This is a genomic window from Kitasatospora sp. NPDC088779 (genome assembly GCF_040685395.1).
GTDB lineage: Bacteria > Actinomycetota > Actinomycetes > Streptomycetales > Streptomycetaceae > Kitasatospora.
Genome location: NZ_JBFBHW010000006.1, coordinates 95,582 through 122,469 on the forward strand (window position 1 = coordinate 95,582; position 26,888 = coordinate 122,469).

Annotated in this window: 31 protein-coding genes; 22 read left to right on the top strand and 9 right to left on the bottom strand. The window is 70.3% G+C overall.

Annotation, left to right across the window (positions count from 1 at the left end; genetic code table 11):
* Positions 1-74 precede the first annotated feature (74 nt).
* The 6 genes from AB0P03_RS07295 to AB0P03_RS07320 all read left to right on the top strand — a co-directional run bounded on the left by AB0P03_RS07295 (position 75) and on the right by AB0P03_RS07320 (position 3,285).
* Positions 75-686: an AAA family ATPase gene (locus AB0P03_RS07295; protein ID WP_363628028.1), complete on the top strand. Its 612-nt coding sequence runs from the start codon at positions 75-77 to the stop codon at positions 684-686.
* Positions 673-1,206 (top strand): class IV adenylate cyclase, encoded by a 534-nt coding sequence (locus tag AB0P03_RS07300; protein ID WP_363628029.1) that lies wholly within the window; start codon positions 673-675, stop codon positions 1,204-1,206. Before AB0P03_RS07295 ends, AB0P03_RS07300 begins: the two co-directional genes overlap by 14 nt.
* Positions 1,207-1,219: 13 nt before the next feature.
* Positions 1,220-2,314 (top strand): radical SAM protein, encoded by a 1,095-nt coding sequence (locus AB0P03_RS07305; protein ID WP_363628030.1) that lies wholly within the window; start codon positions 1,220-1,222, stop codon positions 2,312-2,314.
* 73 nt (positions 2,315-2,387) lie between these two features.
* On the top strand, positions 2,388-2,540 hold the full coding sequence (locus AB0P03_RS07310; protein ID WP_363628031.1) for a thiamine biosynthesis protein ThiC: 153 nt from the start codon (positions 2,388-2,390) through the stop codon (positions 2,538-2,540).
* A 110-nt stretch (positions 2,541-2,650) separates the two neighbouring features.
* Positions 2,651-2,881 (top strand): antitoxin, encoded by a 231-nt coding sequence (locus AB0P03_RS07315; protein WP_363581588.1) that lies wholly within the window; start codon positions 2,651-2,653, stop codon positions 2,879-2,881.
* Positions 2,878-3,285 carry a type II toxin-antitoxin system VapC family toxin gene (locus AB0P03_RS07320; protein WP_363581586.1) on the top strand — a complete coding sequence of 136 codons (408 nt, stop codon included), beginning with the start codon at positions 2,878-2,880 and terminating at the stop codon, positions 3,283-3,285. The genes AB0P03_RS07315 and AB0P03_RS07320 overlap by 4 nt, the downstream gene beginning before the upstream one ends.
* 61 nt (positions 3,286-3,346) lie before the next feature.
* On the opposite strand, the gene AB0P03_RS07325 is transcribed toward AB0P03_RS07320, so the two are convergent.
* Entirely contained in the window at positions 3,347-3,778 is a 432-nt protein-coding gene (locus tag AB0P03_RS07325) for a CBS domain-containing protein (RefSeq protein WP_363581584.1), read from the bottom strand.
* 256 nt (positions 3,779-4,034) lie between these two features.
* Here AB0P03_RS07325 and AB0P03_RS07330 point away from each other — a divergent pair, with 256 nt between their 5' ends.
* A complete protein-coding gene (locus tag AB0P03_RS07330; protein ID WP_363581582.1) occupies positions 4,035-4,541 on the top strand; it encodes a DUF5994 family protein in 507 nt (168 codons plus the stop codon).
* On the opposite strand, the gene AB0P03_RS07335 is transcribed toward AB0P03_RS07330, so the two are convergent.
* The 3 genes from AB0P03_RS07335 to AB0P03_RS07345 all read right to left on the bottom strand — a co-directional run bounded on the left by AB0P03_RS07335 (position 4,499) and on the right by AB0P03_RS07345 (position 8,074).
* Entirely contained in the window at positions 4,499-5,332 is an 834-nt protein-coding gene (locus AB0P03_RS07335) for a hypothetical protein (RefSeq protein WP_363581580.1), read from the bottom strand. The two genes, AB0P03_RS07330 and AB0P03_RS07335, sit on opposite strands and share 43 nt — an antisense overlap.
* Before the next feature lie 240 nt (positions 5,333-5,572).
* Positions 5,573-6,802, bottom strand: a complete 1,230-nt coding sequence (locus tag AB0P03_RS07340; RefSeq protein ID WP_363628032.1) for a metallophosphoesterase — start codon at positions 6,800-6,802, stop codon at positions 5,573-5,575.
* A 114-nt stretch (positions 6,803-6,916) separates the two neighbouring features.
* Positions 6,917-8,074: a LacI family DNA-binding transcriptional regulator gene (locus tag AB0P03_RS07345; RefSeq protein WP_363581576.1), complete on the bottom strand. Its 1,158-nt coding sequence runs from the start codon at positions 8,072-8,074 to the stop codon at positions 6,917-6,919.
* A 383-nt stretch (positions 8,075-8,457) separates the two neighbouring features.
* Here AB0P03_RS07345 and hisC point away from each other — a divergent pair, with 383 nt between their 5' ends.
* The 5 genes from hisC (at position 8,458) to AB0P03_RS07370 (ending at position 13,925) form a co-directional block, all read left to right on the top strand.
* Positions 8,458-9,534 carry a histidinol-phosphate transaminase gene (hisC, locus tag AB0P03_RS07350; RefSeq protein WP_363581574.1) on the top strand — a complete coding sequence of 359 codons (1,077 nt, stop codon included), beginning with the start codon at positions 8,458-8,460 and terminating at the stop codon, positions 9,532-9,534.
* 282 nt (positions 9,535-9,816) lie between these two features.
* Positions 9,817-11,226, top strand: a complete 1,410-nt coding sequence (locus AB0P03_RS07355) for a biotin/lipoyl-binding protein (protein WP_363628033.1) — start codon at positions 9,817-9,819, stop codon at positions 11,224-11,226.
* A gap of 2 nt (positions 11,227-11,228) precedes the next feature.
* Entirely contained in the window at positions 11,229-12,032 is an 804-nt protein-coding gene (locus AB0P03_RS07360) for an ABC transporter ATP-binding protein (protein WP_350876857.1), read from the top strand.
* Entirely contained in the window at positions 12,029-13,240 is a 1,212-nt protein-coding gene (locus AB0P03_RS07365) for an ABC transporter permease (RefSeq protein ID WP_363581570.1), read from the top strand. The genes AB0P03_RS07360 and AB0P03_RS07365 overlap by 4 nt, the downstream gene beginning before the upstream one ends.
* Before the next feature lie 7 nt (positions 13,241-13,247).
* Complete coding sequence (locus AB0P03_RS07370) at positions 13,248-13,925, top strand: hypothetical protein (protein ID WP_363581568.1); 678 nt, start codon at positions 13,248-13,250, stop codon at positions 13,923-13,925.
* A gap of 64 nt (positions 13,926-13,989) precedes the next feature.
* Here the strand turns inward: AB0P03_RS07370 and AB0P03_RS07375 are convergent, their stop codons facing one another.
* The 3 genes from AB0P03_RS07375 to AB0P03_RS07385 are packed head-to-tail and all read right to left on the bottom strand — an operon-like array spanning position 13,990 to position 14,728.
* Positions 13,990-14,115, bottom strand: a complete 126-nt coding sequence (locus tag AB0P03_RS07375; protein ID WP_363581566.1) for a hypothetical protein — start codon at positions 14,113-14,115, stop codon at positions 13,990-13,992.
* Positions 14,115-14,369, bottom strand: a complete 255-nt coding sequence (locus AB0P03_RS07380) for a hypothetical protein (RefSeq protein WP_363581564.1) — start codon at positions 14,367-14,369, stop codon at positions 14,115-14,117. Before AB0P03_RS07380 ends, AB0P03_RS07375 begins: the two co-directional genes overlap by 1 nt.
* Positions 14,366-14,728, bottom strand: a complete 363-nt coding sequence (locus AB0P03_RS07385) for an ATP-binding protein (protein WP_363581562.1) — start codon at positions 14,726-14,728, stop codon at positions 14,366-14,368. The genes AB0P03_RS07380 and AB0P03_RS07385 overlap by 4 nt, the downstream gene beginning before the upstream one ends.
* A 240-nt stretch (positions 14,729-14,968) precedes the next feature.
* Here AB0P03_RS07385 and AB0P03_RS07390 point away from each other — a divergent pair, with 240 nt between their 5' ends.
* Positions 14,969-15,829: a helix-turn-helix transcriptional regulator gene (locus AB0P03_RS07390; protein ID WP_363581560.1), complete on the top strand. Its 861-nt coding sequence runs from the start codon at positions 14,969-14,971 to the stop codon at positions 15,827-15,829.
* A 1-nt stretch (position 15,830) separates the two neighbouring features.
* On the top strand, positions 15,831-16,031 hold the full coding sequence (locus AB0P03_RS07395; RefSeq protein ID WP_363581558.1) for a DUF397 domain-containing protein: 201 nt from the start codon (positions 15,831-15,833) through the stop codon (positions 16,029-16,031).
* A gap of 58 nt (positions 16,032-16,089) precedes the next feature.
* Here the strand turns inward: AB0P03_RS07395 and AB0P03_RS07400 are convergent, their stop codons facing one another.
* A complete protein-coding gene (locus AB0P03_RS07400) occupies positions 16,090-18,291 on the bottom strand; it encodes a transglycosylase domain-containing protein (protein ID WP_363628034.1) in 2,202 nt (733 codons plus the stop codon).
* 613 nt (positions 18,292-18,904) lie between these two features.
* Between AB0P03_RS07400 and AB0P03_RS07405 the strand changes: the two genes are divergently transcribed.
* From AB0P03_RS07405 to AB0P03_RS07415, 3 genes are all read left to right on the top strand, one after another.
* Complete coding sequence (locus AB0P03_RS07405; RefSeq protein ID WP_363628035.1) at positions 18,905-19,177, top strand: DUF6879 family protein; 273 nt, start codon at positions 18,905-18,907, stop codon at positions 19,175-19,177.
* On the top strand, positions 19,174-20,007 hold the full coding sequence (locus tag AB0P03_RS07410) for a helix-turn-helix transcriptional regulator (protein ID WP_363628036.1): 834 nt from the start codon (positions 19,174-19,176) through the stop codon (positions 20,005-20,007). The genes AB0P03_RS07405 and AB0P03_RS07410 overlap by 4 nt, the downstream gene beginning before the upstream one ends.
* Before the next feature lie 182 nt (positions 20,008-20,189).
* Complete coding sequence (locus AB0P03_RS07415; protein WP_363628037.1) at positions 20,190-20,642, top strand: NUDIX domain-containing protein; 453 nt, start codon at positions 20,190-20,192, stop codon at positions 20,640-20,642.
* A gap of 120 nt (positions 20,643-20,762) precedes the next feature.
* Here the strand turns inward: AB0P03_RS07415 and AB0P03_RS07420 are convergent, their stop codons facing one another.
* Positions 20,763-21,686, bottom strand: a complete 924-nt coding sequence (locus AB0P03_RS07420; RefSeq protein WP_363628038.1) for an RNA polymerase sigma-70 factor — start codon at positions 21,684-21,686, stop codon at positions 20,763-20,765.
* 142 nt (positions 21,687-21,828) lie between these two features.
* Here AB0P03_RS07420 and AB0P03_RS07425 point away from each other — a divergent pair, with 142 nt between their 5' ends.
* From AB0P03_RS07425 to AB0P03_RS07445, 5 genes are all read left to right on the top strand, one after another.
* Positions 21,829-22,302, top strand: coding sequence for a carboxymuconolactone decarboxylase family protein (locus AB0P03_RS07425; protein ID WP_363581546.1), 474 nt, complete (start codon positions 21,829-21,831; stop codon positions 22,300-22,302).
* Between the two features lie 235 nt (positions 22,303-22,537).
* Positions 22,538-23,326: a response regulator transcription factor gene (locus AB0P03_RS07430; protein ID WP_244293403.1), complete on the top strand. Its 789-nt coding sequence runs from the start codon at positions 22,538-22,540 to the stop codon at positions 23,324-23,326.
* A 12-nt stretch (positions 23,327-23,338) separates the two neighbouring features.
* A complete protein-coding gene (locus tag AB0P03_RS07435) occupies positions 23,339-24,949 on the top strand; it encodes a HAMP domain-containing sensor histidine kinase (RefSeq protein WP_363628039.1) in 1,611 nt (536 codons plus the stop codon).
* 174 nt (positions 24,950-25,123) lie between these two features.
* Positions 25,124-26,086 (top strand): LAETG motif-containing sortase-dependent surface protein, encoded by a 963-nt coding sequence (locus AB0P03_RS07440; RefSeq protein WP_363628040.1) that lies wholly within the window; start codon positions 25,124-25,126, stop codon positions 26,084-26,086.
* Between the two features lie 207 nt (positions 26,087-26,293).
* Positions 26,294-26,872: a Uma2 family endonuclease gene (locus AB0P03_RS07445; RefSeq protein ID WP_363581540.1), complete on the top strand. Its 579-nt coding sequence runs from the start codon at positions 26,294-26,296 to the stop codon at positions 26,870-26,872.
* Positions 26,873-26,888: the final 16 nt, after the last annotated feature.

Below are 26,888 nucleotides of genomic sequence, written 5' to 3' on the forward strand. Positions count from 1 at the left end.
CGGCCAGTCACCCCCGGTGGCCGGGACAGGTTCCACACCGCACCACCCAGAACCGACCGAGGAATGGAGTTCGTATGGACGTGACTCGTGGGTCTTTCGTCACCCTCGACGGTCTCAGCGCGAGCGGGAAGACCACCGTCGCGCCGTTGGTCGCCACCCTTCTCGGCGGCGTTCACCTCACGGACGACGCCTTGCCGACGTTCCCCCGCATGCGCGCGGAGGTGGACGCTACCGGCATCCTGCCGGCCCGGTTCCACTGGTGGATGATGGCGAACCACATCAAGTCGGAGACGGCCCGGACGCTCACGGAGAGCGGCCGGACGGTGGTGGTCGAGTCCTACTTCCCGCGCACCGTCGCCACGCACCGGGCCATGGGGCACGACTGCGCCCCGGAGTACCCGAGCCGGGCCCTGGTCCCGAACGCGGCGATCCTCCTGGAGGTGGACGAGCGGGTTCGCCAGGACCGCCTTCGTCGGCGGGCCGAGCGCGGGACGCTCAGCTACTGGCACCAGCGGGAAGAGCCGAACGTCGCCGAGAGCACCCGCGTGTACCGGGCGCTCGGCCTCGTCCGGGTGGACGGCACCGACCGCACGCCGGAACAGGTGGCCGACGTGATCGCCGATATCGTGCGCTCGCATATCCCGAAACCTTGCATGGAAAGGTCAACGTCCCATGACCGCAACTGAGTTCGAAGCGAAGATCCTCAACGTCGAGCCGGAGAAGATCCGCGTGCTCCTGACCGAGGTTGGGGCTGAGCACGTGATCGACCGCTTCCAGCGCCGCTACGTCTACGACATCCCCGGCCGGTTGGGTGCGTGGGTCCGACTGCGTGACACCGGCACCGACGTCACGCTGTGCGTCAAGGAGATCCGCTCCGACGCGATCGACGGCGTGACCGAAACGGAGACGAGCGTCGGCGACTTCGACGCCACGAACACTCTCCTCGGCAAGCTCGGCTACCAGCCGAAGGCGTACCAGGAGAACCGCCGGTCCTCCTGGACGCTGGGCGGCGCGGCCGTCGAGATCGACCACTGGCCGCTGATCCCCCCGTACCTGGAGATCGAGGGCGACAGCGTCGAACACGTCCATGCGACTGCCCTTGCGCTCAAGCTTCCTCTGGACGAGCTGACGAGCGAGAACACGACCAAGGTCTACCGCCGGTACGGGATCGACATCGACGCGATTCCCCGGCTCACGTTCGAATGATAGGAGGCGAGCCTTGTCAGTTACCCAACGCCCGGCAGTCCGGGTCGTCCGGGACAAGACCATCCGCATCAAGGTGATCGACGACTGCGGGTTGGCGTGCACGTTCTGCCACAACGAGGGAACGCCGGTCACCGTCGACAATCAGGGCCGCGCCGAACTGCCCTTCGTCGCGGGCCCGGGCAGGACCGGGCGCGTGTCGATCTACAGCGAGACGAACGGTGTCGGTTTCCTCGCCGCCAGAATGGCCCCGGACATGTCCTTCCGGCGGGCGGTGCGAACCGTGGCGAGGGCGTTCGACGCCGACGAGGTTCACCTCACGGGAGGGGAGCCGACCCTCCACACGGAGGTGCCCGCGCTGGTCGCGGTGCTGTCCGGCATGGGGTTGAGCGTCGGGATGACCAGCAACGGGGAACGCGGTCGGCAGGTGATGCCGGAGTGCTCGGCGGCCGGCCTCAGCCGGGTCAACGTCTCGGTCTTCGGCACCACCGCCGAAGAACTCCAGGCCGTTCAGTCCGAGCGTTTCAGGTCGGCGGGCCTGGCCGAGACGAAGATCCGTGCAGCGGAACAGACCGTCCGGTCCGCCGTTTCCAACGGCGTGAAGGTCTCCGTGAACATCGTCGTTCCCGGAATGGCCCACGTGGATCGGGTCGTCAACCTGGTCGAGTCATACGGCCAGTTCGCGGACGTGCGGATGCTCACCAGCATCCAGGACGGAGCAGAGTCGATCGCGGCGATCTCCGAAGTGCTGACCCGGGTCGGCGCGGAACCGGTGCTTCGGACGTTCACCGCCGGCACCTCCGACGAGCGCACCCTGTACCGGGCGCTCGGCGGCCGGGCGGTCTACGTGAAGCGGCTGCTGCCTGTAAGGCTCCCGGACACCTGCGCGTCGTGCCGGTTCAACAACGACACGGACTGCCAGGAGGGCTACTACGGCATCCGCCTGTACCTCACCGACCAGGGCGAGTACATGCTCGGCGTCTGCATCCAGCGCATGGACCTCTGCGTCCCCGTGGCCGAACTGCCGAAGAGCGGGATCGAGGAAGAGGTGCGGGCTTTCAAGGATGCCGAAGTCCGGCGGCTGAACAGCCAATACGGCGCCGCCGCCTGATCGACGGCGCGGCCTGGAGAACTTCATGAGCGCGCCGGGCCACCCCTGACCTTGGCAGGACGGGCTCTGCTCGATGAAGGTCTCCCAGAAGATCTGCGACGAGCACGGCGACGGTTCGACGGCCGTGAACACCGAGTTCGACGCCGAGGCGCTGGCCGGGATGGCCGCCAAGTCCGAGGAGTTCGCGGCCTCGGGCAACCGGGTCTACCTGCCGCTCGCGGACTGACGCTCCTGCGCATCGGCGAGCCCTCTCCCGCATGCCGGGGGAGGGCTCGCTGCGTGATCGGGCCGGCACTGGCTTCTGCATTTTGCAGCTAGTGGTGCTAAAGTGCAGATATGACGGCACTCACCATCCGAGATGTCCCGGACGACCAGATCCAGACCCTGAAGGTCCGCGCGGCCCAGGCCGGCAAGTCGCTCCAGGCATTCATGCAGGACCTGATCGCAAGAGAAACGTCCAAGCCCACGATGGCGGAGATGATGGAGCGGCTGAACCGGGAGACCACCGCTCGCGTCAGCGCCGCCGACATCGTTTCTGCCATTGACGAGGGGCGAGCCGGGCGTTGATCGTCATCGACTGCTCCGCTCTGGTTCTGGTCCTCACGGCCCACAGCTCGAACGGAGAGCTCATCCGGAGCCGTGTGGCCGAGGCGGGGGACGTCTACGCCCCCACCCTCCTGGACTACGAGATCCAGTCGGCCCTGCTCGGCATGCAGCGTGGCGGCAAGTTGACCGAGAAGGAGGTGGAAAGAGCGGTCGTCGCCTACCGGATGCTTCCCATCGCCAAACGGGAGACGCTGCCGTTCTGGGACAGGGTGAAGAAGCTGCACGCCAACCTCAGCTCCTACGATGCCCAGTACGTGGCCCTGGCGGAAGCCCTCGGCGCACCGCTGGTCACGAGCGACGCGAGGATCAAACGCAGCGGTGCGGCAAAGTGCGAGGTTGAGGTCTTCGCCGCGAGCCATCCCTGACTGACGCAACTCTTCGTAGTGGCGCGGCGTCCCGGCGTCCGGCGGGGCGGGGCGGGGCGGGTCAGGCGAGGGCGGGGGCGGGTTCGAGGAGGACGGTGGCGCGGTCGGCGGTGAGGATGCCGAGGATGTAGCCGTCGTCGTCGACGACGGGCCAGACCGCCATGCGCTTGACCCGCATCGCGATCGCGGCCAGGGCCAGGCCCAGGCCCGGCCAGGCGAACGGGCCGCGCTGGTGCGCCGTGGCGCTGATCGAGGTCCGCTCGGTGGTCCGGGGGTGCTCCAGGAAGGTGTGGAGCCCGGTGCGGGTGACCAGCCCCTCGCACCGGCCGTCGTGGCCGCGGACGAGCAGGTATTCGACGTGGGCGCCGCGCAGGATGTCGTTGGCCTGGTCGACGGTGCTGTCGTCGGCTATCTGGTACTCGCAGGGCTCCATCGCGTCGGCGACCGTGAGGCCGTGGCCGGTGCGTGCCGCCTGCGGGGTGTGAGTGGTCACGGTGGTCACCGCTTCCCGTCCCCGGGTGTCCGGCCGGAACGGCCCGGACGACCCTTCACCCAGAACGAAGCCGGAACGGGTACCGGGATGCGGAATGCCCTGGATGTCTTCGAGCCTACTCCTGTGACGGCAGGCCCGCCGGGGGGTGCCGCGGAGTACCGTTGGGAGACAACCGAGGACATTCCGTATACCGGTACCGGCGCTGGTGTCGCCCTGGGTCATGACAGGTCCTTGCGGACCGGACGGGCGGCTTCTGATGCTGCCGATCCCCCTCCCCGTTCCCACCACTCCCGGGCCGTGGTCCGTGCCCGGAGTCCCGCTGCTGCCACGTCTGGTGCTGGAGCCGACGATGGCGCGGGGCGGGGTGTTCGACGGTGCCTGGTGGCCGCGTTCGAACCGGGTGCTGGCCGAACTGCCGGACCTGGTCACCGCGCTCGGCGCCCACCTGGGGCGCATCATCCGGGTGGGCCTGGACACCTCGGCCTGGGACGGCGTGCCCCGTTCCGTCGTGGTGAACGGCCTCCTGATCAGGATCAACTGGCTCACCAGCAGCAGCGCGACGATCAGCGTCACCCGCGGTTTCCAGGACCACTTCCTCCTCTTGGTCGTGCCGCCCCGCACCGACCCGGAGACGGCCTCCACGGCCATGGCGGCGGCGTCGGCGACCGGCAACCGCACCCCGGCGGCCGAACTCCTGCTGGACTGGCCGGGGTTCGGGTGTCAGGTGACGTCGTCGGGGCTGGTGAAGGCGGGGCTGGTGTAGCCGGGGGCGGTGAAGTCGGGGGCCGGGGTGGGGACGGCGCCGGGGCTGGTGAAGTCGGGTGAGGTGTAGTCGGCGGTGGGGACGGGGCCCGGGCTGGAGAAGTCGGGTGAGGTGTACCCCGGGCTGGTGAACTCGGGGGCGCCGGCGGGGACGGCGGGCAGGTGGGTGTGCAGGTAGGGGAGCAGGCCGCGGTCGCGCAGCGCGGTGCGCCATTCGCGGCGGGCGTCGGCGAGTTCGGCGGCGAGTTCCGGGTCGGTGCCGGCCGGGGCGGCGGCGCCGCCGTCGCGTATGGCGGTGAGGACGAGTCCGATGATGCCGATGGCCATTGCGGCGACTCCGGCGGCGAGAGCGACCCAGCCGGCGGTGACGAGGCTGCGGGCGAGGGTGAGGTCGGGGTTGGCGGCGCGCAGCAGGTAGCCGATGAGCAGCAGGACCAGGGCGGCGGTCCAGGCGAGGACCGGGGTGAGCACGGTGAGGACGGGGAAGAGCCCGGCGCCGCCGTTGGCGGAGCGCAGTTGGGTGAGCAGTCCGGGGGCGATGGGTTCGGCGCCCGGGGGCGGCGGGGGTGTGGTGCGCAGGGTCTCGCGCAGCCGGGTGTAGTGCGTGTACTCGGTGGCGGCCGCGGCGGCGATGGCGTCGGCGTCGCGCAGGGCGCGGACGCGCAGCTGGTCGGTGGTGAGCGCGCCGGGGGCGCGCAGGGCGGTGAGGACGGTGTGGTCGCGCAGGGCTTCGGCGAGGAGGCGCTCGTATTCCGGGCGGTCCTCGGCGAGCAGCGGCGGGGGGTTGGTCATGGGGACCCCGTTCATGCGGACCCCGGTTCGCTCCGCCCCAGGGGCCGCGGGACCCTCAGGGGCGCCGAAACGGGCGCGGAGGCGGGCCGCCGGACGGGCGGCCGGGTGTGGTGTGCCTCATGTTAGGGGCGGGCGCGGCCGTGCTGACAGTCGGTTTCCGGAATTTCGCGCCCCGGCCCGCGCGCGTGCGGTGGCCCGGGCGCCGGGAACGCCCGTTCGACCGGCCCCGGTCCGCGGGCCTCAGCTGACGGGGAGTCGGGCGACGAGCAGGCGCCCTTCCATGGTGACGCCGCCGTCCATGGCCACCGCGAGGTCGTCGGCGTAGACGTAGGGGCCGGGGATGTGCGGCGGCTGGCCGTCGTCGGCGTGCACCGCGCCGGTGAGGTACGGGATGGGGCTGTGCCCGTGCACGATGCGGGTGCCGCCGTAGGTGTCGAGGAGTTCGTGGACGGCCGTCGGGCCGGCGTCGCCGCGGAAGGCGAAGCGCTTGGTGAAGCGGCGGAAGCAGTCCCACCACTCGTCGACGCCCTCGTCGGCGAGCAGGCTGTGGACGGCGTCGTTGACGTCGGGGATGGACTCGCCGTACTCCAGGTACGCGGTGGTGTCGGAGTGCAGCAGCAGGTGGCCGTCCTCCAGCGCGATGGCGGGCAGCCGGGAGAGCCAGCTGATGTGGTGGCCCTCCAGCCGGTCCAGGTCGTGCTGCTGGCCGCCGTTGAGCCGCCAGGCGGCGAGGAAGGAGGCGGTGCCGGCGGTGGACTGGACGGGTTCGTCGCCGTACCGGGCGGCGCCGAGGAAGAGCAGTTCGTGATTGCCCATCAGGGCGCGGCAGTAGCCGCCGGCGGCGGCGGCTTCGGCGGCGAGCTGCATCACGAGGTCGATGACGCCGATGCCGTCGGGGCCGCGGTCGGTGAAGTCGCCGAGGAACCAGATCCGGGAGCGGCCGGCGGACCAGTGGCCTTCGGCGTCGATCAGGCCCTGGTGGCGCAGCTCGGCGCGCAGCTCCTCCAGGTAGCCGTGCACGTCGCCGACGACGTAGAGCGGGCCGGGGGGCTCGCCGGGGCCGGGGGCGGGGTACGGGTAGCTGGGCGCGGAGGGGTCGGGCAGCGGCGGGCCGAGTTCGATGGTCGGCGGGTCGTCGCGGCCGGGGGCCTGGTGGGCGTGGTCCTGGTGGGCGGGGGACTGCTGGTCGGGCAGGGTCGGCTCGTAGCCGGGATGGTCCTGGTGGGAGAAGAGCGGGGCGTTCTCCGGGGCGTGCACGGTGTGGTCCTGCCCGTCGGCGGGCCAGTGCTGCTCCAGGTAGCGGGCTCCGCCGTAGCCGCTGTAGGTCTCCGCTTCGTACGGCGTGCCGGGGTAGCCGGTGGCGGGCTCCGGTTCGTAGTAGGTGCCGTACGGCAGCACGTCGAGGTCCGGCTGGTGGCGGGGGCCTGAGTCGGGGTGTTCAGGCCCGGGGAAGCGGTCCTCGGGTGTCATTCGCCCATCATAGGAAGACCACTCTCCCGGCGTCGTCACCTGGTGGGTATCCAATCCTCCGGAGCGTCAGCCGGGCCGTCCCGCAAGGTCCGTTTTGTCCCGGCTCGGTATGGTCTAGACCTCGCCCGGGAGTCGGGGAGGGCTGACGGTGGTGCGCGGGCTCCGGCGCTGGGAGGACGCGCGAACGATCAGCTCGGTCGGCATCAGGGTGCCCGGTGGCGGGCCGGTGCCGGCGGTGCGGAAGCGCGGCGGGAAGAGCCGGGCGATGTCGACGCCCGTCCCGGAGTCGACGCCCTCGATGGCGTCGATGAGCAGGTTGACCACGGTGGTGCCGATCCGGCGGGGCTTGAGGGAGAGCGTGGTGATCGGCGGTTCGGTGGTGGCGTAGACGTCGCTCTCGCTGCAGCAGACCAGCAGCAGGTCGTCGGGGACCCGCAGGCCGTAGCGGCGGGCGGCGGCGAGCAGGTCGGTGCCGTTGGGGTCGAACAGGCCGTAGACGGCGTCGGGCCGGTCGGGGCGGGCGAGCAGCCGGTCGGCGGCGACGGCGCCGGCGGCCGGGTCGTGCGCGGGGTAGGCCTCGTAGACCGGCTCCTGGCCGACCTTGGTGCACCAGCCGAGGTAGGCCTCGGTGGAGAGCCGGGTGTAGGTGTCGGTGCTGGTGCCGGTGAGCAGGCCGATGCGGCGGGCACCGGCCTCGGAGAGGTGGTCGAGGATGCCGAGCACGGCGGCCTCGTGGTCGTTGTCGACCCAGGCGGTGACCGGGCAGTTGCCGGGCTTGCCGTCGCTGACGACCGGGACGCCGGACCGGTACAGCTCGCTGACCAGAGGGTCCTGGTCGGGCGGGTCGATCACCACGGTGCCGTCCAGGGCGATGTTGCCCCAGACGTCGTGGCGGGAGGAGGCGGGCAGCACCACCAGCGCGTAGCCGCGGCCGAGGGCGGCGCTGGTGGCGGCCCGGGCCATCTCGGCGAAGTACGCGAACTCCGTGAAGGTGAACGGTTCTTCACCGTAGGTCGTGACGGTCAGCCCGATCAGGCCGGACCGTCCGGTGCGCAGGGTGCGGGCGGCCGCGGAGGGCCGGTAGCCGAGGCGCTCGGCGACCTCGCGCACCCGGCTGCGGGTCTCGTCGGGCAGGCGGCCCTTTCCGTTCAGCGCGTCGGAGACGGTGGTGATCGACACTCCGGCGGCTGCTGCCACATCCCGGATGCCGGCCCGTTCCAGACGCCGTGAGGTGGTGGGACGCCGACCGCTCTGGTTGGCTGCTGCTGTCATGGCGGACCGATCGTATGGCTCCTGACAAGGGTCTGTGACCGGCGCATCGGGAGCCCTCGGAGATACGTTTCTCCAAGAGTGAGCCGGGGTGCGCTCCTTCGATACCCGCACGAAACCAGCCGTCTTACCTCTGACATGTGCCAAAGGAACCCGGCAGAATGGCTGATCTGCGCCTGTCACCCGACCGGGCATCTCACCCCTACGGGTGAGCGCGGTCGGTATCGTTCAAGGCACCCGACCGGGGTGCCCCGGACGCGTTCCGAGATCCCGGGCACGGTGGCGATCCCACAGGTGGCGGGGGCGACCGCACCGGAGAACACGCGCCGAACACGCGCCGAACGCGTGCCGAACGCGCGCGGACAGCATCGAGAAGGAGTAGGACCGTGACGAGTACGTCAGCGCAGGGCCCGCGGCTGCGGCCGACCCTGGACGGCATCCCCACCTACAAGCCCGGCAAGCCGGCCGGCGCCGACGCGTACAAGCTGTCCTCCAACGAGAACCCGTACGACCCGCTGCCCGGCGTGCTGGAGGCGGCGGTCGCGGCGGCCGGCTCGCTCAACCGCTACCCCGACATGGCCGTCGGCGAGCTCAGCGAGGTGCTGGCCGAGCGCTTCGGCGTGCCCGTCGAGCACATCGCCACCGGCACCGGCTCGGTCGGCGTCGCCCAGTCGCTGATCCTCGCCACGGCGGGCCCCGGCGACGAGGTGGTCTTCGCCTGGCGCTCCTTCGAGGCGTACCCGATCATCACCCAGGTCGCCGGCGCGACCCCCGTCCCGGTGCCGATCACCGAGGCCGGCGACCACGACCTGGACGCGATGCTCGCCGCGATCACCCCGAAGACCCGGCTGGTGTTCGTCTGCAACCCCAACAACCCCACCGGCAACGTGATCCACCGCGCCGAGCTGGAGCGCTTCCTGGACGCCGTCCCGTCCGACGTCCTGGTGGTCGTCGACGAGGCGTACATCGAGTTCATCCGCGACCCCGAGGTGCCCAACGGCATCGACCTCTACCGGGACCGCCCCAACGTCTGCGTGCTGCGCACCTTCTCCAAGGCGTACGGCCTCGCGGGCATGCGGGTCGGCTTCGCGATCGCGCACGAGCCGGTGGCCAACGCGCTGCGCAAGACCGCCGTCCCGTTCGGCGTCAGCCAGCTCGCCCAGAACGCCGCCGTCGCCTCGGTGCGCGCCGAGCAGGCGCTGCTGGAACGGGTGGACGCGCTGGTCGAGGAGCGCACCCGGGTGGTGGCCGGGCTGCGCGCCCAGGGCTGGGAGATCCCGGACTCGCAGGCCAACTTCGTCTGGCTGGGGCTCGGCGAGCGCTCGCAGGAGTTCGCCGTCGCGTGCGCCGAGGCCGGGGTGATCGTCCGGCCGTTCCCGGAGGGCGTCCGGATCTCGATCGGCGAGACCGAGGGCAACTCGATCTTCCTCTCGGTGGCCGAGGCGTTCCGCAAGTCGCTCTGATCCCTCCCTTCTCCGTAGGGGCGCGCCGTTCGCGGTGCGCCCCTACGGCGTTCCCGGGGGTCTGGGGCCGGTCGGCGGTGGGACCCGGGGCGCTGCCGGATGGCTGGAGATCACCGGAACTCACTGGGAGCCCGCTGGGAGTTCGGCCAACGACGGCCCACGGCACGGCCAAGGCGCCCGCGCGAACCGGGTGGTGTGACCGGAATGCCCGGATCCGCCCGGTCAGTCTTCTCCCAGCCCGCGCCCAGGGCTCCGCAAGAGCGCCCAGGAAAGCTGTCCGGCATGAAGGTGCTCCCGCGACGGCGAGGCGTCGTCCTCGTCAACTCCGCGCTCGGCGTGGCGCTCCTGGGCGGTGCCGCCCTGGTGTACGCCACAGTGAACAGCGGCACCAGTGCCGCCGCCGGCAAGACCCAGATCCGTACGGCGACCGTGGCCAAGGGAACGGTCCTGGCCACCGTGTCCGGAACCGGCACCCTGGTCTCACCGACCGACGCGGCCCAGGACTTCGCCACCGGCGGCCGGCTCACCTCGGTCAAGGTCGCGGTGGGGGACGCCGTCAAGAAGGGCCAGGTGCTCGCCACCGTCGACACCACGGCCGCCCAGCAGCAGGTGGACGCCGCCCAGGCGTCCCTCACCACGGCCAACGCCAACCTCACCAAGGCGCAGGCCGGTGTCACCACCACGACCACCCAGCCGCTGCCGGGTGCGACCTCCGGCGCCGGCGGCAACGGCGGCGGTGGTGGGGACCGCGGAGCGGGCGCGAACAGCACGCCCGCTCCGCAGACCACCACCATCACCACCACCAAGGTCGACGACGCGGCCGTCGCCCAGGCCCAGCAGCAGGTCGCCACCGCGCAGACCACCCTCGCCAACGCCCAGGCGGCGCTGACCGGCACCACCCTGACCGCCTCGGTGGACGGGACGGTCGCGTCCGTCTCGGCGAAGGTCGGCGACACCGTGGGCGCGAGCTCCGGCGGCTCGTCCGGCTCGTCGGGCTCCACCGGATCGACCGGGTCGACCGGCAAGTCGTCCACCGGCAGCACCGCCTCGGGCGGCGCGCCGAGCGGCTTCATCGTGCTGACCAACCCGACCGGGATGCAGGTCACCGCCAACTTCTCCGAACTGGACTCGCTCAAGCTCAAGAAGGGCGAGGCGGCCACCGTCACCCTGAACGCGCAGTCCGACACCAAGCTCAACGCCAGTGTCCTGTCCGTCAGTTCGCTGCCCAGCAGCAGCGGCGGCAGCGCCGGCTCGACGGCCGTCCAGTACGCCGCCACGCTCCAGCTCAGCGGTGACACCAGCGCGCTGCGCACCGGCCTCAGCGCCACCGTCCAGGTGATCACCGGCGAGGCGGACAGCGCGCTGTCGCTGCCCACCTCCGCGCTCTCCGGCACCGGCACCAGCCGCACCGCGACCGTGGTGCACCCGGACGGCTCCAGCGAGCGGGTCAGCGTCGGGGTCGGCGTCGAGGGCGACAGCACGGTGCAGGTGGTCTCCGGGCTGAAGGAGGGCGACAAGGTCGAACTCCCCACCACCAGCGGCGGCAACGGCTTCCCGAACGCCTCCTTCCCGGGGATCGGCGGCGGCCAGGGCCGTGGCGGCCAGGGCGGCGGCGCCGGCCTGGCGGGCGTCGGCGGTGGCGGTGGCGGCGGTGCCGCCGGCGGCGGGGCCGGCCGGGGCGGTAAGGGCTGAGCATGCGTCACGTCATCGACAAGCGCGTCCCGGCGGCGCCCCCGCCCGTCATCCAGCTGCGCCGGATCACCAAGGCGTACGGGCACGGCGACGCCGTCGTGCACGCGCTGCACGGCCCGGAGGACCCGGACACCGGCGGCCCGCTCGGCGTCAGCCTGAACATCCACCAGGGCGACTACGTCGCGGTGATGGGCAGCTCCGGCTCCGGCAAGTCCACCATGATGAACATCCTCGGCTGCCTGGACGTCCCGACCGCCGGCCGCTACCTGCTGGACGGCATCGACGTCGGCCACCTCGACGAGGGGCAGCTCGCGCTGGTCCGCAACCGCAAGATCGGCTTCGTCTTCCAGTCCTTCAACCTGATCCCGCGCACCACCGCGCTCGCCCAGGTCGAGCTGCCGCTCGCCTACGCGGGCGTCCGGGCCTCGGAGCGGCGCCGCCGAGCCCTGGCCGCGCTCTCCCTGGTCGGCCTCGCCGAACGCGCCGGGCACCGGCCCAACCAGCTCTCCGGCGGCCAGCAGCAGCGCGTCGCGGTCGCCCGGGCACTGGTCACCGCACCGGCGATGCTGCTCGCCGACGAGCCCACCGGCAACCTGGACAGCCGCTCCACCGAGGAGGTCCTCGACCTCGTCGACGCGCTCAACGCCACCGGCCGCACAGTCGTCCTGATCACCCACGAGGACGAAGTCGCGCGGCACGCCAAGCGGGTGCTCCGGCTGGTCGACGGCCGGATCGTCAGCGACGTCCGGCAGGCCCCGGTGGACGGGCCGCCGCCGCTGCTGCGCGAGCTGGGGGTGTCGGCGTGATCCTCTGGCAGATGCTCCGCTTCGCGGTTGGCGGCCTGGCCGCCAACAAGGTGCGCTCGGCGCTCACCATGCTCGGGGTGCTGATCGGCGTCGCCTCGGTGATCCTGCTGCTGGCCGTCGGCAACGGTTCGTCGGTGGCGGTGAAGGAGTCGATCACCTCGCTCGGCACCAACTCGCTCACGGTCAGCTCCGGTTCGGCCAGCGGCGGCGCCCGTGCCACCTCCTCGGTGAAGAAGCTGACGGTCGCCGACGCCAAGGCACTGGCCGCCGACACCGACTCGACCGCGATCAGGTCGGTCGCCCCGGTGGTCACCACCAGCGGGACGGCGCTGTACGGGGACATCTCGTACAGCCCCGGCTCGATCGTCGGCACCTACCCGGCGTACTTCGAGACCGCCAACCAGAAGGTCGCGCACGGCGAGTACTTCACCGACGACGACGTGCTCGGCTCGCGCAAGGTCGCGGTGCTCGGCGCCACGACGGCCAAGCAGCTGTTCGACACCGTGGACCCGGTCGGCAAGAAGATCGTCCTCGGCGGCACCCCGTTCACCGTGGTCGGCGTGCTCCAGGCCAAGGGCGGCAGCGGCTTCACCGACCCGGACGACGTGGTGATCGCCCCGCTGCCGACCGTGCAGAACGCCTTCACCGGCTTCGGGGCCGTCAACCAGATCCTGGTGCAGGCCAGTTCGGCCGACAGCACGACCGCGGCCCAGGCCGAGATCACTCGGGTGCTGCTCGGCACCCACGCGATCGCCGACCCGACCAAGGCCGACTTCCGGATCACCAGCCAGTCCTCGCTGCTCACGGCGAGGGAGAGCACCACGAAGACCTTCACCGTGCTGCTCGGCGCGGTGGCGGCGATCTCGCTGCTCGTCGGCGGGATCGGGATCACCAACATCATGCTGGTGACGGTCACCGAGCGGACCAGGGAGATCGGCATCCGCAAGGCGCTCGGCGCCCCGCGCGCGGTGATCCTCGGGCAGTTCCTGACCGAGTCGACCCTGCTCTCCGTGCTCGGCGCCGGGCTCGGGGTGGCCGCCGGGATCGCCGGCTCGCACTTCAGCATCGTCGGCATCAAACCGGTGGTGATCCCCGAATCCGTGATCGGCGCGTTCGGCATCGCCGTCGCCATCGGGCTGTTCTTCGGCAGCTACCCCGCCAACCGGGCCGCCTCGCTGCGGCCGATCGACGCCCTCCGGCACGAGTAGGACTCCCATGAGCAACGAGATCGCCACGGTCAGCAGCAGCACGCCGGCCGAGCAGGTCGCCCTGCTCGCCACCCCGCCGGACGCCCGCGACGTCACCGCCGAGCTCGCCGCCCCGCCGCGGCGCAAGCTGCCCTGGCTCAGCCTGGTGCTGGCGGGGGGCGTCATCGCCAGCGGGGCCTTCGCGGGCGGGGTCTGGTACCAGCAGAACCACGGGACGAAGAGCGGCTCCTCGCACGCGACGGCCTCTGGCGCTGTGCCGCAGCAGCGGGCGGCCGGGGCGGCCGGGGCGAGCGGTGGCGGGTACGGGCAGGGCGGCTCCCGCCGGGGTGGTCAGGGTGGTGGTCAGGGCCAGGGCACTGGTCAGAGCCAGGGCGGGCAGGCCGGGCTCACCCGGGGCACGGTCAAGGCCGTCGACGGCACCACCGTCTACCTGACCGACGCCAACGGCAACACCGTCAAGGTCACCACCGGCGACGCGACGAAGGTCCAGCTCAACAAGGAGGGCAAGGTCGCCGACCTCCAGCCCGGCCAGAGCGTGACCGTCGTCGGCACCCCCGACGCCAACGGCGGCTACGCGGCCAGCCAGCTCGTCGAGGGTGCGGCCGCCGGTGCGGGTGGCGCGGGTGGCTTCGGCGGTGGCGGCTTCGGCGGTGGCGGTGCTCCCAGGAACCCGTCCGGGGGCTGACCCCGTAGCTCCCGGACGCCGCGAGGCCCTCGCCCATCCCTGGGGCGAGGGCCTTCGCATGTGGTCAGCGCTGGTTGTCGCGTTCGTCGCCGGGGTGTGGCGTTTTGAGGGTCGCGATGGCACCGAGGGCCACGATGACGATCGCGGGCGCGAGGAGGAAGACCAGGGCCGCGCCGACGAAGAAGCTCATCACCCCCACGCCTCGTCCCGTTCCACGTCGCGGAGGAGGTGGAGGAGGTTGAGCAGAGTGCTCACGGGGGCGTTGCCGAAGTCGACGAGGATCCGGCCGTCGAGGGTGGTCTCGTGGGGGAAGGCGGAGCCCCAGAGGAGACCGTAGGAGCGTCCGCGCTGGTGCACCTCGCCGAGCAGGGCGACGATCTGGGGCGGGGTGTAGTCGCGCATCCGGGGGTCGTCCGGCGCGACGGGTTCGCGGGCGGCGCTCACGCGGCGAAGTCCAGCTCGTACCAGACCGTTTTGCCGCGCTCCTGGGTGTCCACGCCCCAGCGGTGCGTGAGCCCCTCGATGAGCTGGAGCCCCCGGCCGGCGGTGGCCAGGTCGGGGAGCTGGTGTCGCTCGGGGAGGACGTCGCTCTCGTCCGAGACGGAGACCCGGAGGGTGCCGCCGAGGAGGGAGAGGAGGACGACGGGGGAGGCGGTCTTACCGTGTCGCCACGCGTTGACGACCAGTTCGGCCAGGGCGAGTTCGGCGAAGAAGATGGTCTCGGCGTCCCACCCGGAGCGGGTCAGGGCGTCCCGCAGGGACTGCCGGGCGAGCGCGAGCGAGGGGGTGTTGAGGGTGCACACGGGAACCTCCGCGAGGCTGCTGGTGTGGGGAGGGGGGATGCCTTCAGCGTGCGGGCAGCAGGCGCCTACTACCCGGCGAACAGGCATTGCTGACGATCCGTCGGATCGATCTGGGGTTGACGATAGCGCATCGGAACTTAAATTTAGGTAGTTGCGAGGAAGATCCCTCTCCCGGGGGACGGATGGTCCTTGCCGTAGCCGACGCGGCACACTGATCCCACAGGATGTTGAGAGGACGCCATGCCAGGTCGCCACAACCCAACCCTTCGTCAGCGTCGCCTGGGCGCTGAACTGAGAAAGATGAGAGAGCAAGCGGGCCTCGGGGGCAGCCAACTTGCTCGCGTGCTCGGAGTGAGCCCTGCCCAGGTGACGCAGATGGAGAGCGGGAAGACCAGCGTCAGTGTGGACCGGCTCCGTACAGTCGCCGATGCCTGCGAGTGCTACAACCAGCCGCTCATCGACGCCCTCAACGGCATCATCACAGTGCGAGACAAGGGTTGGTGGGAGCAGTACCGCAACCACATCCCCGACGTCTTCCTCGAATCCGCCGAGCACGAGGACTTCGCGGCAACGACGATCAGGGTTTGCGCGTCGACGTTCCTTCCGGGACTTCTGCAGACAGACGACTACACACGAGGAATCTTCAGTCGACGGATCCCTCGACTTCCTGCCGACGAACTCGATCTGCATGTCGCGTTCCGTTCGGAGCGCAGAACAAGGGTCCTTCAGGGCCCTCGGAAGAAGCTCGAAGCCTATCTACATGAGTCCAGTCTGCTCACACGCTTCGGTGGCACCGACGTGCTGCGAGGGCAGCTTCACAGCCTGATCGATGACTCCCTCAGGGATGACATAAGCATCCGCGTCATCCCCTTCACCGCCCACACCTATCCCGGACCGGTCGAGAGCCTCATCTACACCTCCGGGGAGGTACCCGAGCTTGATACGGCCGAGGTGGAGTCATCGCAGGGCCCGATTTTCTTCGACGCCCCGAGCGAGCTTGAGTCCTATCGTGAAGTCTTCAACCGCATCGAGAAGGCTGCTCTCAATGGCGAGGATTCGCGAGATCTGATCCATCGCACGGCCAAGAACCTGAAAGGCTGAGATGTCTCAAGACCAATGGCAGAAGTCGTCCTTCAGTAGCTCCAGCGACAACTGTGTGGAGGTCCGCGCGGTCGCCGGACTGATCGAACTCCGGGAGTCCGACGAGGGCGAGGTCATCGTCCGCACCACCGCCCTCAAGTTCGCCGCGTTCCTCCGGGGCGCGAAGGCCGGGGAGTTCGACCACTTCACCGGTGACGCCTGAGCGAAACGATCCGGCGGCCCCTTGTTGCTCTCGCAAGGGGCCGCCGGTGTGACTGCTGTCAGTGCTGCGGGCCGGGCGGGGTGGTGGCGGGGGCGCCCGTGCCGGTGCCGGTGTTGTTCGGGTCGGACTTGGGTGCCGGGTCGGGGATGTCGGCCATCGGCAGGGACTTCTTGGGCGTGCCGCGCAGGGCCTGGTTCATGGCGTCCTGCCAGATCGGGCCGGGGCCGTCGGCGCCGAACACCTCGCTGTGGTACTTCCCGTTGATGGTGATGTTGCGCATCTCGACGCCGCCGTTGGGGCCGCCGAGCCAGACGGCGGTGGCGAGCTGCGGGGTGTAGCCGTTGAACCAGGCGGCCCGCTTGCGGTCCGAGGTGCCGGTCTTGCCAGCGATCTGCCGGTTGTCGTCCAGGTTGAGCGCCGCGCCGGTGCCCTTGTTCTCGGTCACGCCGTTCAGGACGGTGTTCATCGCCCGCGCCGTGTCATCGGAGAACGCCTTCTCGCACTGGCCGGCTGGGACGGGGACGTCCTTGCCGTCCACGGTGGTGATCTTGTTGATGGCGATCGGGGCGCAGTGCGTGCCCTGGGCGGCGAAGGTCGCGTAGATGTTGGCCATGGTCAGCGGGCTCATCTCCTCCACTCCCAGCGCCATGGCGGGGACCTCCTCCAGCGGCTTGCCGCTGGCCTTGCCGGTGACGCCCAGCTTGTTGGCCATCTGCTTGACCGCGCAGAGGCCGATCTCCTGCTCCATCTGTACGAAGTAGGTGTTGACCGAGAGCGCCATCGCCTGCTTCAGCTGGTAGGGGCCCTTCTCGTTCTCGCTTTCGTTGGGCACCACCGTCTTGGGCCGGCCCTGGTTCTTCCAGGTGCCCTCGCAGGTCTTCATCGTCGGGTATTCGAGCTTGTTCGGGGCCGAGTACTCCTGGGTCGCCGGCAGGCCCGCCTCCAGGGCGGCGGCCGCGACGACCGGCTTGAACGTGGAGCCGGGCTGGAAGCCGTTGCCGCCGCCCATCGCCGCGTCGACGTTGAGGTTGACGACGGTCTGGTTCTTGTTGGCGTCCAGGCCGTACGGGCGGGTCTGGGCCATGGCCAGGATCTTGCCGGTGCCCGGCTCGACCATGGTGGCGGCGGCCGAGACGCTGTCGGTGATCTTCACGTTGGAGGTCACGGCGTTCTGGGCGGCGGCCTGCTTGTCCGGGTCCAGCGTGGTGTAGATGTTGAGGCCGCCGGTGTCCCAGAACTTCTTGCGGTCGGCGGCGCTCTGGCCGAACGCCGGGTCCTGCTTGACCACGTGCCGGACGTAGTCGCAGAAGAAGCCCATGCCGCCCTGGGCGGTGGCGGTGATGCAACCGTTCTGCGGGTCCTTGAAGTTGAGACCCAGCGGGGCGGCCTTGGCCTCCTTGGCCTGGTCCGCGGTGATGTGCTTGTTCTCCAGCATCTTGTCGATGACCGTGTCCCGGCGCTTCTGCGCGGCCACCGGGTGCAGCTTCGGGTCGTACTGGGAGGGGTTCTGCACCAGCCCGGCCAGCATGGCGGCCTCGGCGATGGTCAGGTCCTTGTTGCTCTTGCTGAAGTAGCGCTGGGAGGCGGCCTCCACGCCGTAGGCGCCGTTCCCGTAGTACGTGATGTTGAGGTAGTTGGTGAGGATCTGGTCCTTCGACAGGTCCTCCTCCAGCTTGATCGCGACCTTGAGCTCCTGGATCTTGCGACCCAGGGTCTTGCGCTGCGCTTCCTGTACCGCGGCCTGGTCCTCGCCCGCCTTCTCGACGTTGACGTTCTTCACGTACTGCTGGGTCAGCGTCGAGGCACCCTGCGAGGCGGTGCCGCTCTCGGCGTTCTTGCTGATCGCGCGGAGCACGCCCTTGAGGTCGACGGCGCCGTGCTCGTAGAACCGGGCGTCCTCGATGTCGACTTGAGCCTGTCGCATGAACGGCGACATCTGCTCAGGGGTGATGACCGTGCGGTCGCGCTCGTACACCTTGGCGATCAGGCCGCCCTTGGCGTCGAAGATCTGCGTCGCCTGGGTGAGCGGCGGAGTCTTGAAGTCACTGGGGATGTCCTCGAAGCCCTCCGCCGTGCCCTTGGCGGTCAGTCCGAAACCGCCGGCGGCGGGCAGGGCGAGGCCAGCCAGCAGCACACCGGACACCACGCTCGCCGCCAGGAAGATCGCACCGAAGCGGGCCAGCCGGAGCGGCGTCCTGCGGGGCGGGGGGAGAGCCGCACTGTCGGAGGAATTCAATATCGGAGGGAGATTCGATTCCATCCCGGAATGCTAGTCCTCACGCACTCTGCGGATCGAACGTTTTTTCGCTCAAGGCTGTCACGGCTGTGCAACAGCTAGCGGAAGTCGACCGCGGCGCGTCAAATCGCATACGCACCAAATTGGCGCAATAGAAATACAGGCCGCCTTTAACTAATCCAGCCCCCCCAGCGACACACCACGGACCACGCCTGCGGCACCCGTGGCTCCCGCCTACCGCGCCCTCCCCCTCTCGCGGCCCTGACACCACTTAGATGCCGCGAACGGGCCGAAAGGTTGCCTGCGCCCGGTGAGCCCCGACGCCGACTCGTGCGATCCGCCCCCACCCAGCCCCACCGACGGCACCCCTACGCGCCCCGCACCCAGTCGCCGGCGGCACGTCACGGCGCTGCCCGCGCCCCGGCGCAGGAAGTCGGCCAAACCGACTTCCTGCGCCGAAGCCGCCTCCCCCTCGCGCCTACCCGCGCGAGGGGCTGCCGCCGGACAGGCGTGCGGTCGATGAACTTCTGATCACCTGTTCGAAGTTGGGCGGTTTCCAGTATCGGAAACGCGAACCTCTTGCCGTGTCGTGGTTGCCTCGGGAACATCGTGGGGGTGGCGAGCGATCGAGGGGGCAATGGTGGAGCTGACAAGGCTTGCGGGTTCCTGTGACGAGGGTGATTGTCCAACTCTGGACCTGACTGATCAGGGGAACCCGGTCCCGGAGGCTCCGGACTTCTGGCTGTTCGATGACGAGACCGTGGCTGCGATGAGCTATGACGGGAACGGCAAGTATCTCGGAAGTGAATTCCTCGACGGCGGTCGGATCGATGAGTTCAGGGCGTACCGTGACAAGGTGATGGCGCGGTCCGTGCCGTTCGCGGAATGGTGGGACCAGTACGGCGAGTGAACAGAACACGGCTCGGGTCGGCGCTGCGGGAACTTCGGCAGGCTTCAGGCAAAGAAGCCAAGGCCGTGGCCCGCAGCGCTGTCATGTCTGCGAGCAAGTTGAGCAAGATCGAGACCGGCAAGGTGTCACCCACCGTCGTCGACGTGGACCGCATCCTCACGGCTATAGGCGTGTCCGATGACGTCAAGGCCGAGTACATGGCTGCTGCACGGGCGGAGGCCACGGAGGCGACAGCGTGGCGTCTGATCCGGCGTCTGGGCTACCACCGCAAGCAGCAGCAGATCAAAGCGTTGGACGACTCGACCAAGCTTCTTCGCCTGTTCCAGCCTTCCCTGGTTCCCGGGCTGCTGCAAACCCCGGAGTACGTGCGTGCCGTGTTCGCGAGAAGGGGCCTCACCGAAGAGCAGTTGTCGAGGGTGGTCGCAGCACGCCTTGCAAGGCAGCAATCCCTCTACGACACCACCAAGACGCTGCGATTCGTCATCACCGAGCCTGTTCTCCGGTGGCGACTGGTCCCGCCCGCAATGATGGCCGGACAGTTGGACCGTATCGTCTCCGTATCCCGCCTGCCGCATGTGGATATTCGAATTGTGCCTCTCGCTGCACCGCAGTCCGACGTTCCGGCACACTCCTTCGTCATCCGGGATGACCGCATGGTCACGGTCGAAACCGTCCATGCCGAGGTGGTAGTCACTGACCCTCGCGACGTTGAGGTCTATGTTCGAAAGTTCGACGGGTTCGTGGGCGTGGCCTTGCCCGGTGACGAGATGCGCAGCCTGATCGAGAGCATCAGGGACGAGTTCTTGAGGGAACAGGAAATCGCCTTCTAGCGCGCCTTGCCGCCCTATATGTTGGTGCTCGCCCGCCACGGGTGAGGCGGCAGCCCCGATGCGCGATGTCCTCGAATTAATCTGACAAATCGCAGAGTTGGCGTCGATGGCGTGGCGTGCGGGATCGTGGGTCGACTGCGCGAGAAGCGTGAGAGCGGCCCGACCGATGAAGGGGCGAACCCATGAAGAAGATCGCTGCGCGGCTCTGGCGGATCATTCGGGGGCCGATGCAGTGGCGGGTGCTGTGGTTGTGGCACTCGAAGTTCATGGTCGGCGTGACGGGTATCGTCCGTGACCAGGACGGCCGGGTGCTGCTGCTGAAGCACCGCATGTGGCCGGAGGGCCGGCAGTGGGGGCTGCCGACTGGCTACGCGAACGCGAAGGAGACCTTCGAGGACACCGTCGTGCGCGAGGTCCGGGAGGAGACCGGGCTCACGGTGAAGGTCTGCGAGCTGGCGCACCTGAAGAGCGGTTACCAACTGCGGGTCGAAGTCGCCTACGAGGCACTGTACGTCAGTGGCCGGATCGAGGTGGCCTCGTTCGAGATTCTGGAGGCTCGATGGTTCTCGCCGGACGATCTTCCCGAGGGACTGCAGGAGTCACACCGACAACTGATCGACCGTCAGCGCTTTTGACCCTTGGTCGCTCGCTCACGGCAGAGGGGATCGCCGTCGCTGAATCGGTGCCTTTCGAGGAGTACGTCAAGGGCATTGACGCTTGATCCGAAGCAGCCGGGCCTCATGGGTGACGGCAGGTCATCTCGGCTTCACCAGGCCGATGCCGGAGACCGGGCCGAGGTGGGTGAGCTTGTCGGGGTTGGAGACGGCGTGGACGGCCTGGATGGTGCCGTCGGCGATGTGGAGTTCGAGGACGCTGGCGACGCGGCCGGAGGCGTCGTGGAGGACGGCGCCCGGGCGGCCGTTGACGGTGGCGGGCGTCAGCGTGACGCCGAGTTTGCGGTTGCGGCGGAGGCCGCCTATGAGGAGCTGGGCGACGCGGCGCAGGCCGGTGAGGGCCTTGCCGAGGGCGCGGGCCTTGCCGCCGCCGTCGCCGTGGAAGACGACGTCGGGGGAGAGGAGTCGGAGCAGGGCGTCCAGGTCGCCGCCTTCGGTGGCTTCGAAGAACCTGCGGGCGAGTTCGTCGGCCTCCGCCTTGCGCGCCCGGGTGTCGACGGCCTGGGCGGAGGGGGCGAGGCGCTTGCGGGCGCGGGTGAGGATCTGGCGGCAGTTGGCCTCGGACTTGCCGACGGCGTCGGCGATCTCCGGGTAGCCGTACCCGAAGGCCTCGCGGAGCATGAACACCGCCCGCTCGGTCGGGGAGAGGGCCTCCAGCAGGACGAGGAACGCCATCGACAACGCGTCGGCCAGCTCGGCGTGTTCGGCCGGCCCCGGGCGGTCGGCGGTGACCACGACGGGCTCGGGCAGCCACTCGCCCACGTACGTCTCCCGGCGGACCCGGGCCGACGTCAGGTGGTTGATGCCCAGCCTGGTCACCGACGTGGTCAGGTACGCCTTGAGGTTGGTGATCGTGGTCCCGGCCTGGTCGGCCCGGGTCAGACCGAGGAAGGCGTCCTGGACGATGTCCTCGGCGTCGCCCACGGAGCCCGTCATCCCGTAGGCGATGGAGAACAGCAGCGGCCGGTATCCGGTCGCGTCCGTGGTGATGGCTGATTCCGGCACTGGAACCCCTCCCTCGGTTCGCCGAGCAGGGTATCCAACGGTGCCCAGGTGGCAGTGACGCAGATCACATCCGTACCTGTCACGGCCCGCCGGGGTGCCCTGTCTCAGAGGGCACCAGCGGACAACGACAAGGGAGCACACGATGGAAGCCCGCCTGAACCCCTTCGCCAGCCAGACCATGTCCAAGTTCCTCAAGCACCTCATCGCGGCCAACAAGGTGATCGTGGAGTCGACTCTGCCGTTCGCGACGCAGGAGTTGGTGAAGCTGCGCGCCAGCCAGATCAACGGCTGCGGCTTCTGCGTCGACATGCACTTCAAGGACGCCGTGCACGGCGGGGAGGAGGCGACCCGCCTCAACCTGGTCGCGGCCTGGCGGGAGGCGACGGTGTTCACCGACGCCGAGCGCGCCGCCCTGGAGCTGGCGGAGCAGGGCACCCGCCTGGCCGACGCGGCCGGCGGGGTCACGGACGAGGCCTGGGCGAACGCCGCGCAGCACTACGACGAGGAGCAGCTCGCGGCCCTGGTGTCCCTCATCGCGATCATCAACGCCTTCAACCGCGGCAACGTCATCACCCGGATGCCCGCCGGCGGCTACCGGCCCGGTCAGCACGCCTGACCGGAGCCCCTTCCGCGGTCGGGGAGTGGTCTCCCCGGCCGCGGGCGTCGGGTTCCCGGCCGTCGGTGCTTCCGGGGCGTTACCGTCCGTGCGCATACCACCCAGCCTGCGCTGGGGGCCTTGTGCTTAAAAAACCGACCGATAAGGTGTTAATCCAACATTCATCGATGCCGCATAGCCTCCGGGGGCTAGCCTCATGCCGAATGCCATCGTCCGACCAGGAGGCGAAAGCCCCGTGCAAGGCACAGTCACCACACCAGGCGGGTCCGCGGTGGCCGGCGGCCCTGGCGAGGCCTTCCTCCTCGTCGTCGACGACGAACCCAACATCCGCGAGCTGCTCGCCGCCTCGCTGCGCTTCTCCGGTTTCCGGGTCGCCTCCGCCGCCAGCGGCACCGAGGCCCTCGACCTGATAGCCGTCGAACGCCCCGACCTCGTCGTCCTCGACGTGATGCTCCCGGACCTCGACGGCTTCACCGTCGTCGAGAAGCTGCGCGAGCGGACCAACCGCGGCCAGATCGCCGGGCCCGTGCACGGCCACCCCGGCGACCACCTCCCGGTGCTCTTCCTCACCGCCAAGGACGGCGTCGGCGACAAGGTCCAGGGCCTCGCCGCGGGCGCCGACGACTACGTCACCAAGCCGTTCAGCCTGGAGGAGCTGATCGCCCGGATCCGCGCCATCCTGCGCCGCTCCGGCGGGCCCGCCGAGGACGGCCGGCTCATCGTCGCCGACCTCAGCCTCGACCCGGTCGCCCACGAGGTCACCCGGGCCGGCACCCCCGTCGCGCTCTCCCCGACCGAGTTCAAGCTGCTGCACTACCTGATGGCCAACGTCGGCCGGGTGGTCTCCAAGGCGCAGATCCTCGACCACGTCTGGGCCTACGACTTCGGCGGCGACCTCTCCATCGTCGAGTCGTACATCTCCTACCTGCGCCGCAAGCTCGACTCCGGCCCGGCCCACGGCCCCAAGCTGATCCACACCGTGCGCGGCATCGGCTACGCGCTGCGCCGCCCCCCGCAGGGCTGACCGGTCCGCTCCGTGCCCGCCCGGCTCTCCACCCGGCTGTCGGTGTTCCGGCGGCGGCTCTCCCGGCTGCCCCTGCTCCGGCGGCCGTTCTCCCGGCTGTTCTCCCGGCTGTCGAGGCTGACCGGGCTGTCCCGGCTGTCCCTGCGCGCCCGGCTGCTGGTGCTCGCGCTGGTGCTGGTCACCACCGGGCTGGCGGTCAGCGACGCCGTCGTGCTCGGCACCGTCCGGGTGCAGCTGGTCGATCAACTCGACGAGCAGCTCCAGCGGTACGGGCTGCCGCTGTCCCACAAGGGCCCGGTACGGGTCGGCACCCCGGAGGCCGGGCGCCCCGCCGTCACCGGCAAACGCAGCACCCTGCCCAGCCAGTACCTGGTCCAGTACCTCTCCTCGGACGGCAAGGTGCAGGCCGTCATGCGCCAGCCCGTCTCCGACAGCGACCCGGCGCCCCAACTCGCCGGCCTCGACCCGACCCGCACCGAGCCCGACGTCCCCTTCGACCTGCCCGACCAGCGCGGCCACTACAACTGGCGGGTGCTCGTGCTGCCGATCCAGACCCCCCGGGCCCCGGCCGCCGCCAGCCCCAGCGACTACGCCTCGCCCGCCGTCACCGCGACCTACGTCATGGTGGCCGTCTCCCGCGCGGACATCGACGCCACCGTCGGCAAGCTGCGCAGCTCCTTCCTCGCGATCGGCGGCGCCGTCCTGCTGCTGATCGCCGCGCTCGGCTTCTTCGCCGTCCGGGCCGGGCTGCGGCCACTGCGCCGGATCGAGGCCGGCGCCGCCCGGATCGCCGACGGCGAACTCTCCCACCGGATGCCGGAACTCTCCCCCGGCACCGAGGTCGGGCGGCTCTCCATCGCGCTCAACGGCATGCTCACCCAGATCGAGGCCGCCTTCGCCGCCCGCGCCGAATCCGAGGCCCGGATGCGGAGGTTCGTCGCCGACGCCTCGCACGAACTGCGCACCCCGCTCGCCGGGATCCGCGGCTTCACCGAGCTCTACCGGATGGGCGCGCTGCCCACCGACGGGGACGTCAAGCGGACCATGACCCGGATCGAGAGCGAGGCCGTCCGGATGGGAGCCCTGGTCGAGGACCTGCTGGTGCTCGCCCGGCTCGACGAGGAACGCCCGCTCGACCTCGCCCCGATGGACCTGCGCACCCTCGCCGCGGACGCGCTGCACGACCTCACCGCCCTCGACCCGACCCGGCCCGTCTCCCTCACCGGCCCGTCCGGCACCGGCGCCCCCGGCGCGGCCCCCGTCCTCGGCGACGAGGCCCGGCTGCGCCAGGTGGTCACCAACCTGGTCGGCAACGCGGTCAAGCACACCCCGCCCGGCACCCCCGTGCGGATCGGGGTCGGCGGCGCGGGCGGCGTCTGCCTGCTGGAGGTCGCCGACGCCGGGCCGGGGCTCACCGACGGCCAGGCCCAGCGGGTCTTCGACCGCTTCTACCGGGTCGACGCCTCCCGCAGCCGGCACGGCGGCGGCGGCGCCGGACTCGGCCTCGCCATCGCCACCGCGCTCACCCACGCGCACGGCGGCACCCTCACCCTGGACACCGCCCCCGGCGCCGGCGCCACGTTCCGGGTCGAACTGCCCACCAACGGTGACCGGACTTCCTGACGGCATTGTCGACACGTCAATTCCCTTGCTGACCAAGCAATGGCGGGCCGATTTCATTGCCGGAATGCGGCATGGAGCGTAAAGAATCCGTGTGCCTATGATCAACGCCGTCGGGTCGTCAAGAACAGCCCGGCACACGGCTTTTGCTTTCTTTCCGACCCGAAAGGGGTCATTGTGAAACTCCGCCGTACGCTGGTCTCGGCCGCCCTCGTCGCCGCCGTGATCTCGCCCGCAGCCATGCTCTCCGCGGCACCCGCCTTCGCGGAGTCGGCTTCGACGGCGCAGACCCGGAACGACACCGGCTCGATCGCGGAGCTGGAGAAGGCCGCCGCCACCGCGGCCAAGGCCCACCAGGCCGCCGTCGCCGCCGAGGCCGCCGGGCAGGCCGAGACCACGGCCTTCATGAACAACCCGCAGCCCTACCTCGGCAAGCTCCAGGAGGCCCAGGCCGCCGCCAAGACGGCCGCCGCGGCCCACGAGAAGACCTACAACGAAGCCGTGGAGGCCTCGGCCGCGTACCGCTCCGCGAAGCCGGAGGAACTGGAAGCGGCCAGGGTGCGGATGCTGGCGGCGTTCGACGCCGCCAACGCCGCCACCGACGCGGACACCAAGGCCAAGGCCGCCGTGACCGCCGCCGGCACGGCGCTGGACGACGCCAAGGTCGCGGCGATGCGCAAGCTCGGCGTGCTGCAGGAGGCCACCAAGACCGCGGCCGCCGCCCAGGCCACCGCGGACAAGGCCCTCGCCGAGGCCAAGGCCGCCGCCGAGAAGCCGGTCGACAAGCCGGCCGACAAGCCCGCCGACAAGCCGAGCGAGAAGCCGGTCGAGCAGCCCGCCCCGGCCCCGGCGGAGCAGCCGGCCCAGCAGTCCGCCGCCGTCACCCCGGTCTCGGACACCACCGCGACCACCACCACCAACGGCGCCGGCGCCGGCACCAAGGCGACCACCGCGAGCAGCCAGGCCAGGTCGACGACCGCCGCCCCGGCCAAGGCGACCACCGGTTCGACCACCGAGCTCGCCGAGACCGGTTCCAACCCGGCCACCCCGTACCTGGCGCTGGGTTCCGGCCTGGCCCTCAGCCTGGGTGCCGCGGCCCTCTACGTCTCCCGCCGCAAGCCGGCCCGCTCCTCCTCCTGATCCACCCGGTTCGCGCCCGCTCGGGAGGAGGGCGCGAACCCCACAGCACCCCCGAACCGCAGGGCAGGCCCCCTCCCGGCCCGCCCTGCGGTTTCGCGTTTCCCGGCCCCGAAACGCCCCGATCGGGTGAACCCCCGCCGTTCACCCGACCGGCCCCCCGGTCCTGTGCGACGGTCCAGGTGCTCACTCACGCACCGGGAGATCGCTATGGACCCTGATCAGAGGTTATGGAAGGCCTGGAAGGCCATGGCCGTCCCGAAGATCGCGCGCGCAGAGATCGGAGATGACAGCATCACCATCTCGGTCATCGGTGACCTCCGCCATGCGGCGGTGGGAGGTGGCCTCAGGAAGGCGCTGACGAAGCACCTGCGCGGGACGGGGTACACGGCGACGCAGGGCCGTTATGTGATCGCCGGTTTGAAGGCGATGAAACCTGACTTCGCCGTGGCACCGGACGACACGAAGGCGATCGAACACCCGGAGGGTGTGGGGCTTCTGGCGTCCGGGATCCCCCTTGTCGCCGAGGTCGTGTGGCCCGACTGCTACGAACGCCGTGACCAGGAATTCAAGCCGCGCGCCTACGCTTCCGCGGACATTCCGGTGTACGTGGTCATCGATGACTACGGTCACGGCGGTACCGTGACCGTACTTTCCCGCCCCGACCCCGAACGCCGTGCGTACGCGTCCTCGACCCGGATCCCGTACGGCGAGGAGGCCGTGATCCCCGAGGGCCCCGCCAAGGGGTTCGTGATCGGGCCGGAGGTCACCGGTGAGCGCCGTGGCTGATCCCGTGGTTGATCCC

Coding starts and splice junctions, on each gene's coding strand:
- AB0P03_RS07295 (WP_363628028.1), top strand. CDS start 75: ATGGACGTGACTCGTGGGTCTTTCGTCACCCTCGACGGTCTCAGCGCG.
- AB0P03_RS07300 (WP_363628029.1), top strand. CDS start 673: ATGACCGCAACTGAGTTCGAAGCGAAGATCCTCAACGTCGAGCCGGAG.
- AB0P03_RS07310 (WP_363628031.1), top strand. CDS start 2,388: ATGAAGGTCTCCCAGAAGATCTGCGACGAGCACGGCGACGGTTCGACG.
- AB0P03_RS07315 (WP_363581588.1), top strand. CDS start 2,651: ATGACGGCACTCACCATCCGAGATGTCCCGGACGACCAGATCCAGACC.
- AB0P03_RS07330 (WP_363581582.1), top strand. CDS start 4,035: ATGCTGCCGATCCCCCTCCCCGTTCCCACCACTCCCGGGCCGTGGTCC.
- AB0P03_RS07335 (WP_363581580.1), bottom strand. CDS start 5,332: ATGACCAACCCCCCGCCGCTGCTCGCCGAGGACCGCCCGGAATACGAG.
- AB0P03_RS07340 (WP_363628032.1), bottom strand. CDS start 6,802: ATGACACCCGAGGACCGCTTCCCCGGGCCTGAACACCCCGACTCAGGC.
- AB0P03_RS07345 (WP_363581576.1), bottom strand. CDS start 8,074: ATGACAGCAGCAGCCAACCAGAGCGGTCGGCGTCCCACCACCTCACGG.
- AB0P03_RS07355 (WP_363628033.1), top strand. CDS start 9,817: ATGAAGGTGCTCCCGCGACGGCGAGGCGTCGTCCTCGTCAACTCCGCG.
- AB0P03_RS07360 (WP_350876857.1), top strand. CDS start 11,229: ATGCGTCACGTCATCGACAAGCGCGTCCCGGCGGCGCCCCCGCCCGTC.
- AB0P03_RS07370 (WP_363581568.1), top strand. CDS start 13,248: ATGAGCAACGAGATCGCCACGGTCAGCAGCAGCACGCCGGCCGAGCAG.
- AB0P03_RS07375 (WP_363581566.1), bottom strand. CDS start 14,115: ATGAGCTTCTTCGTCGGCGCGGCCCTGGTCTTCCTCCTCGCGCCCGCG.
- AB0P03_RS07390 (WP_363581560.1), top strand. CDS start 14,969: ATGCCAGGTCGCCACAACCCAACCCTTCGTCAGCGTCGCCTGGGCGCT.
- AB0P03_RS07395 (WP_363581558.1), top strand. CDS start 15,831: ATGTCTCAAGACCAATGGCAGAAGTCGTCCTTCAGTAGCTCCAGCGAC.
- AB0P03_RS07400 (WP_363628034.1), bottom strand. CDS start 18,291: ATGGAATCGAATCTCCCTCCGATATTGAATTCCTCCGACAGTGCGGCT.
- AB0P03_RS07405 (WP_363628035.1), top strand. CDS start 18,905: ATGGTGGAGCTGACAAGGCTTGCGGGTTCCTGTGACGAGGGTGATTGT.
- AB0P03_RS07415 (WP_363628037.1), top strand. CDS start 20,190: ATGAAGAAGATCGCTGCGCGGCTCTGGCGGATCATTCGGGGGCCGATG.
- AB0P03_RS07425 (WP_363581546.1), top strand. CDS start 21,829: ATGGAAGCCCGCCTGAACCCCTTCGCCAGCCAGACCATGTCCAAGTTC.
- AB0P03_RS07445 (WP_363581540.1), top strand. CDS start 26,294: ATGGACCCTGATCAGAGGTTATGGAAGGCCTGGAAGGCCATGGCCGTC.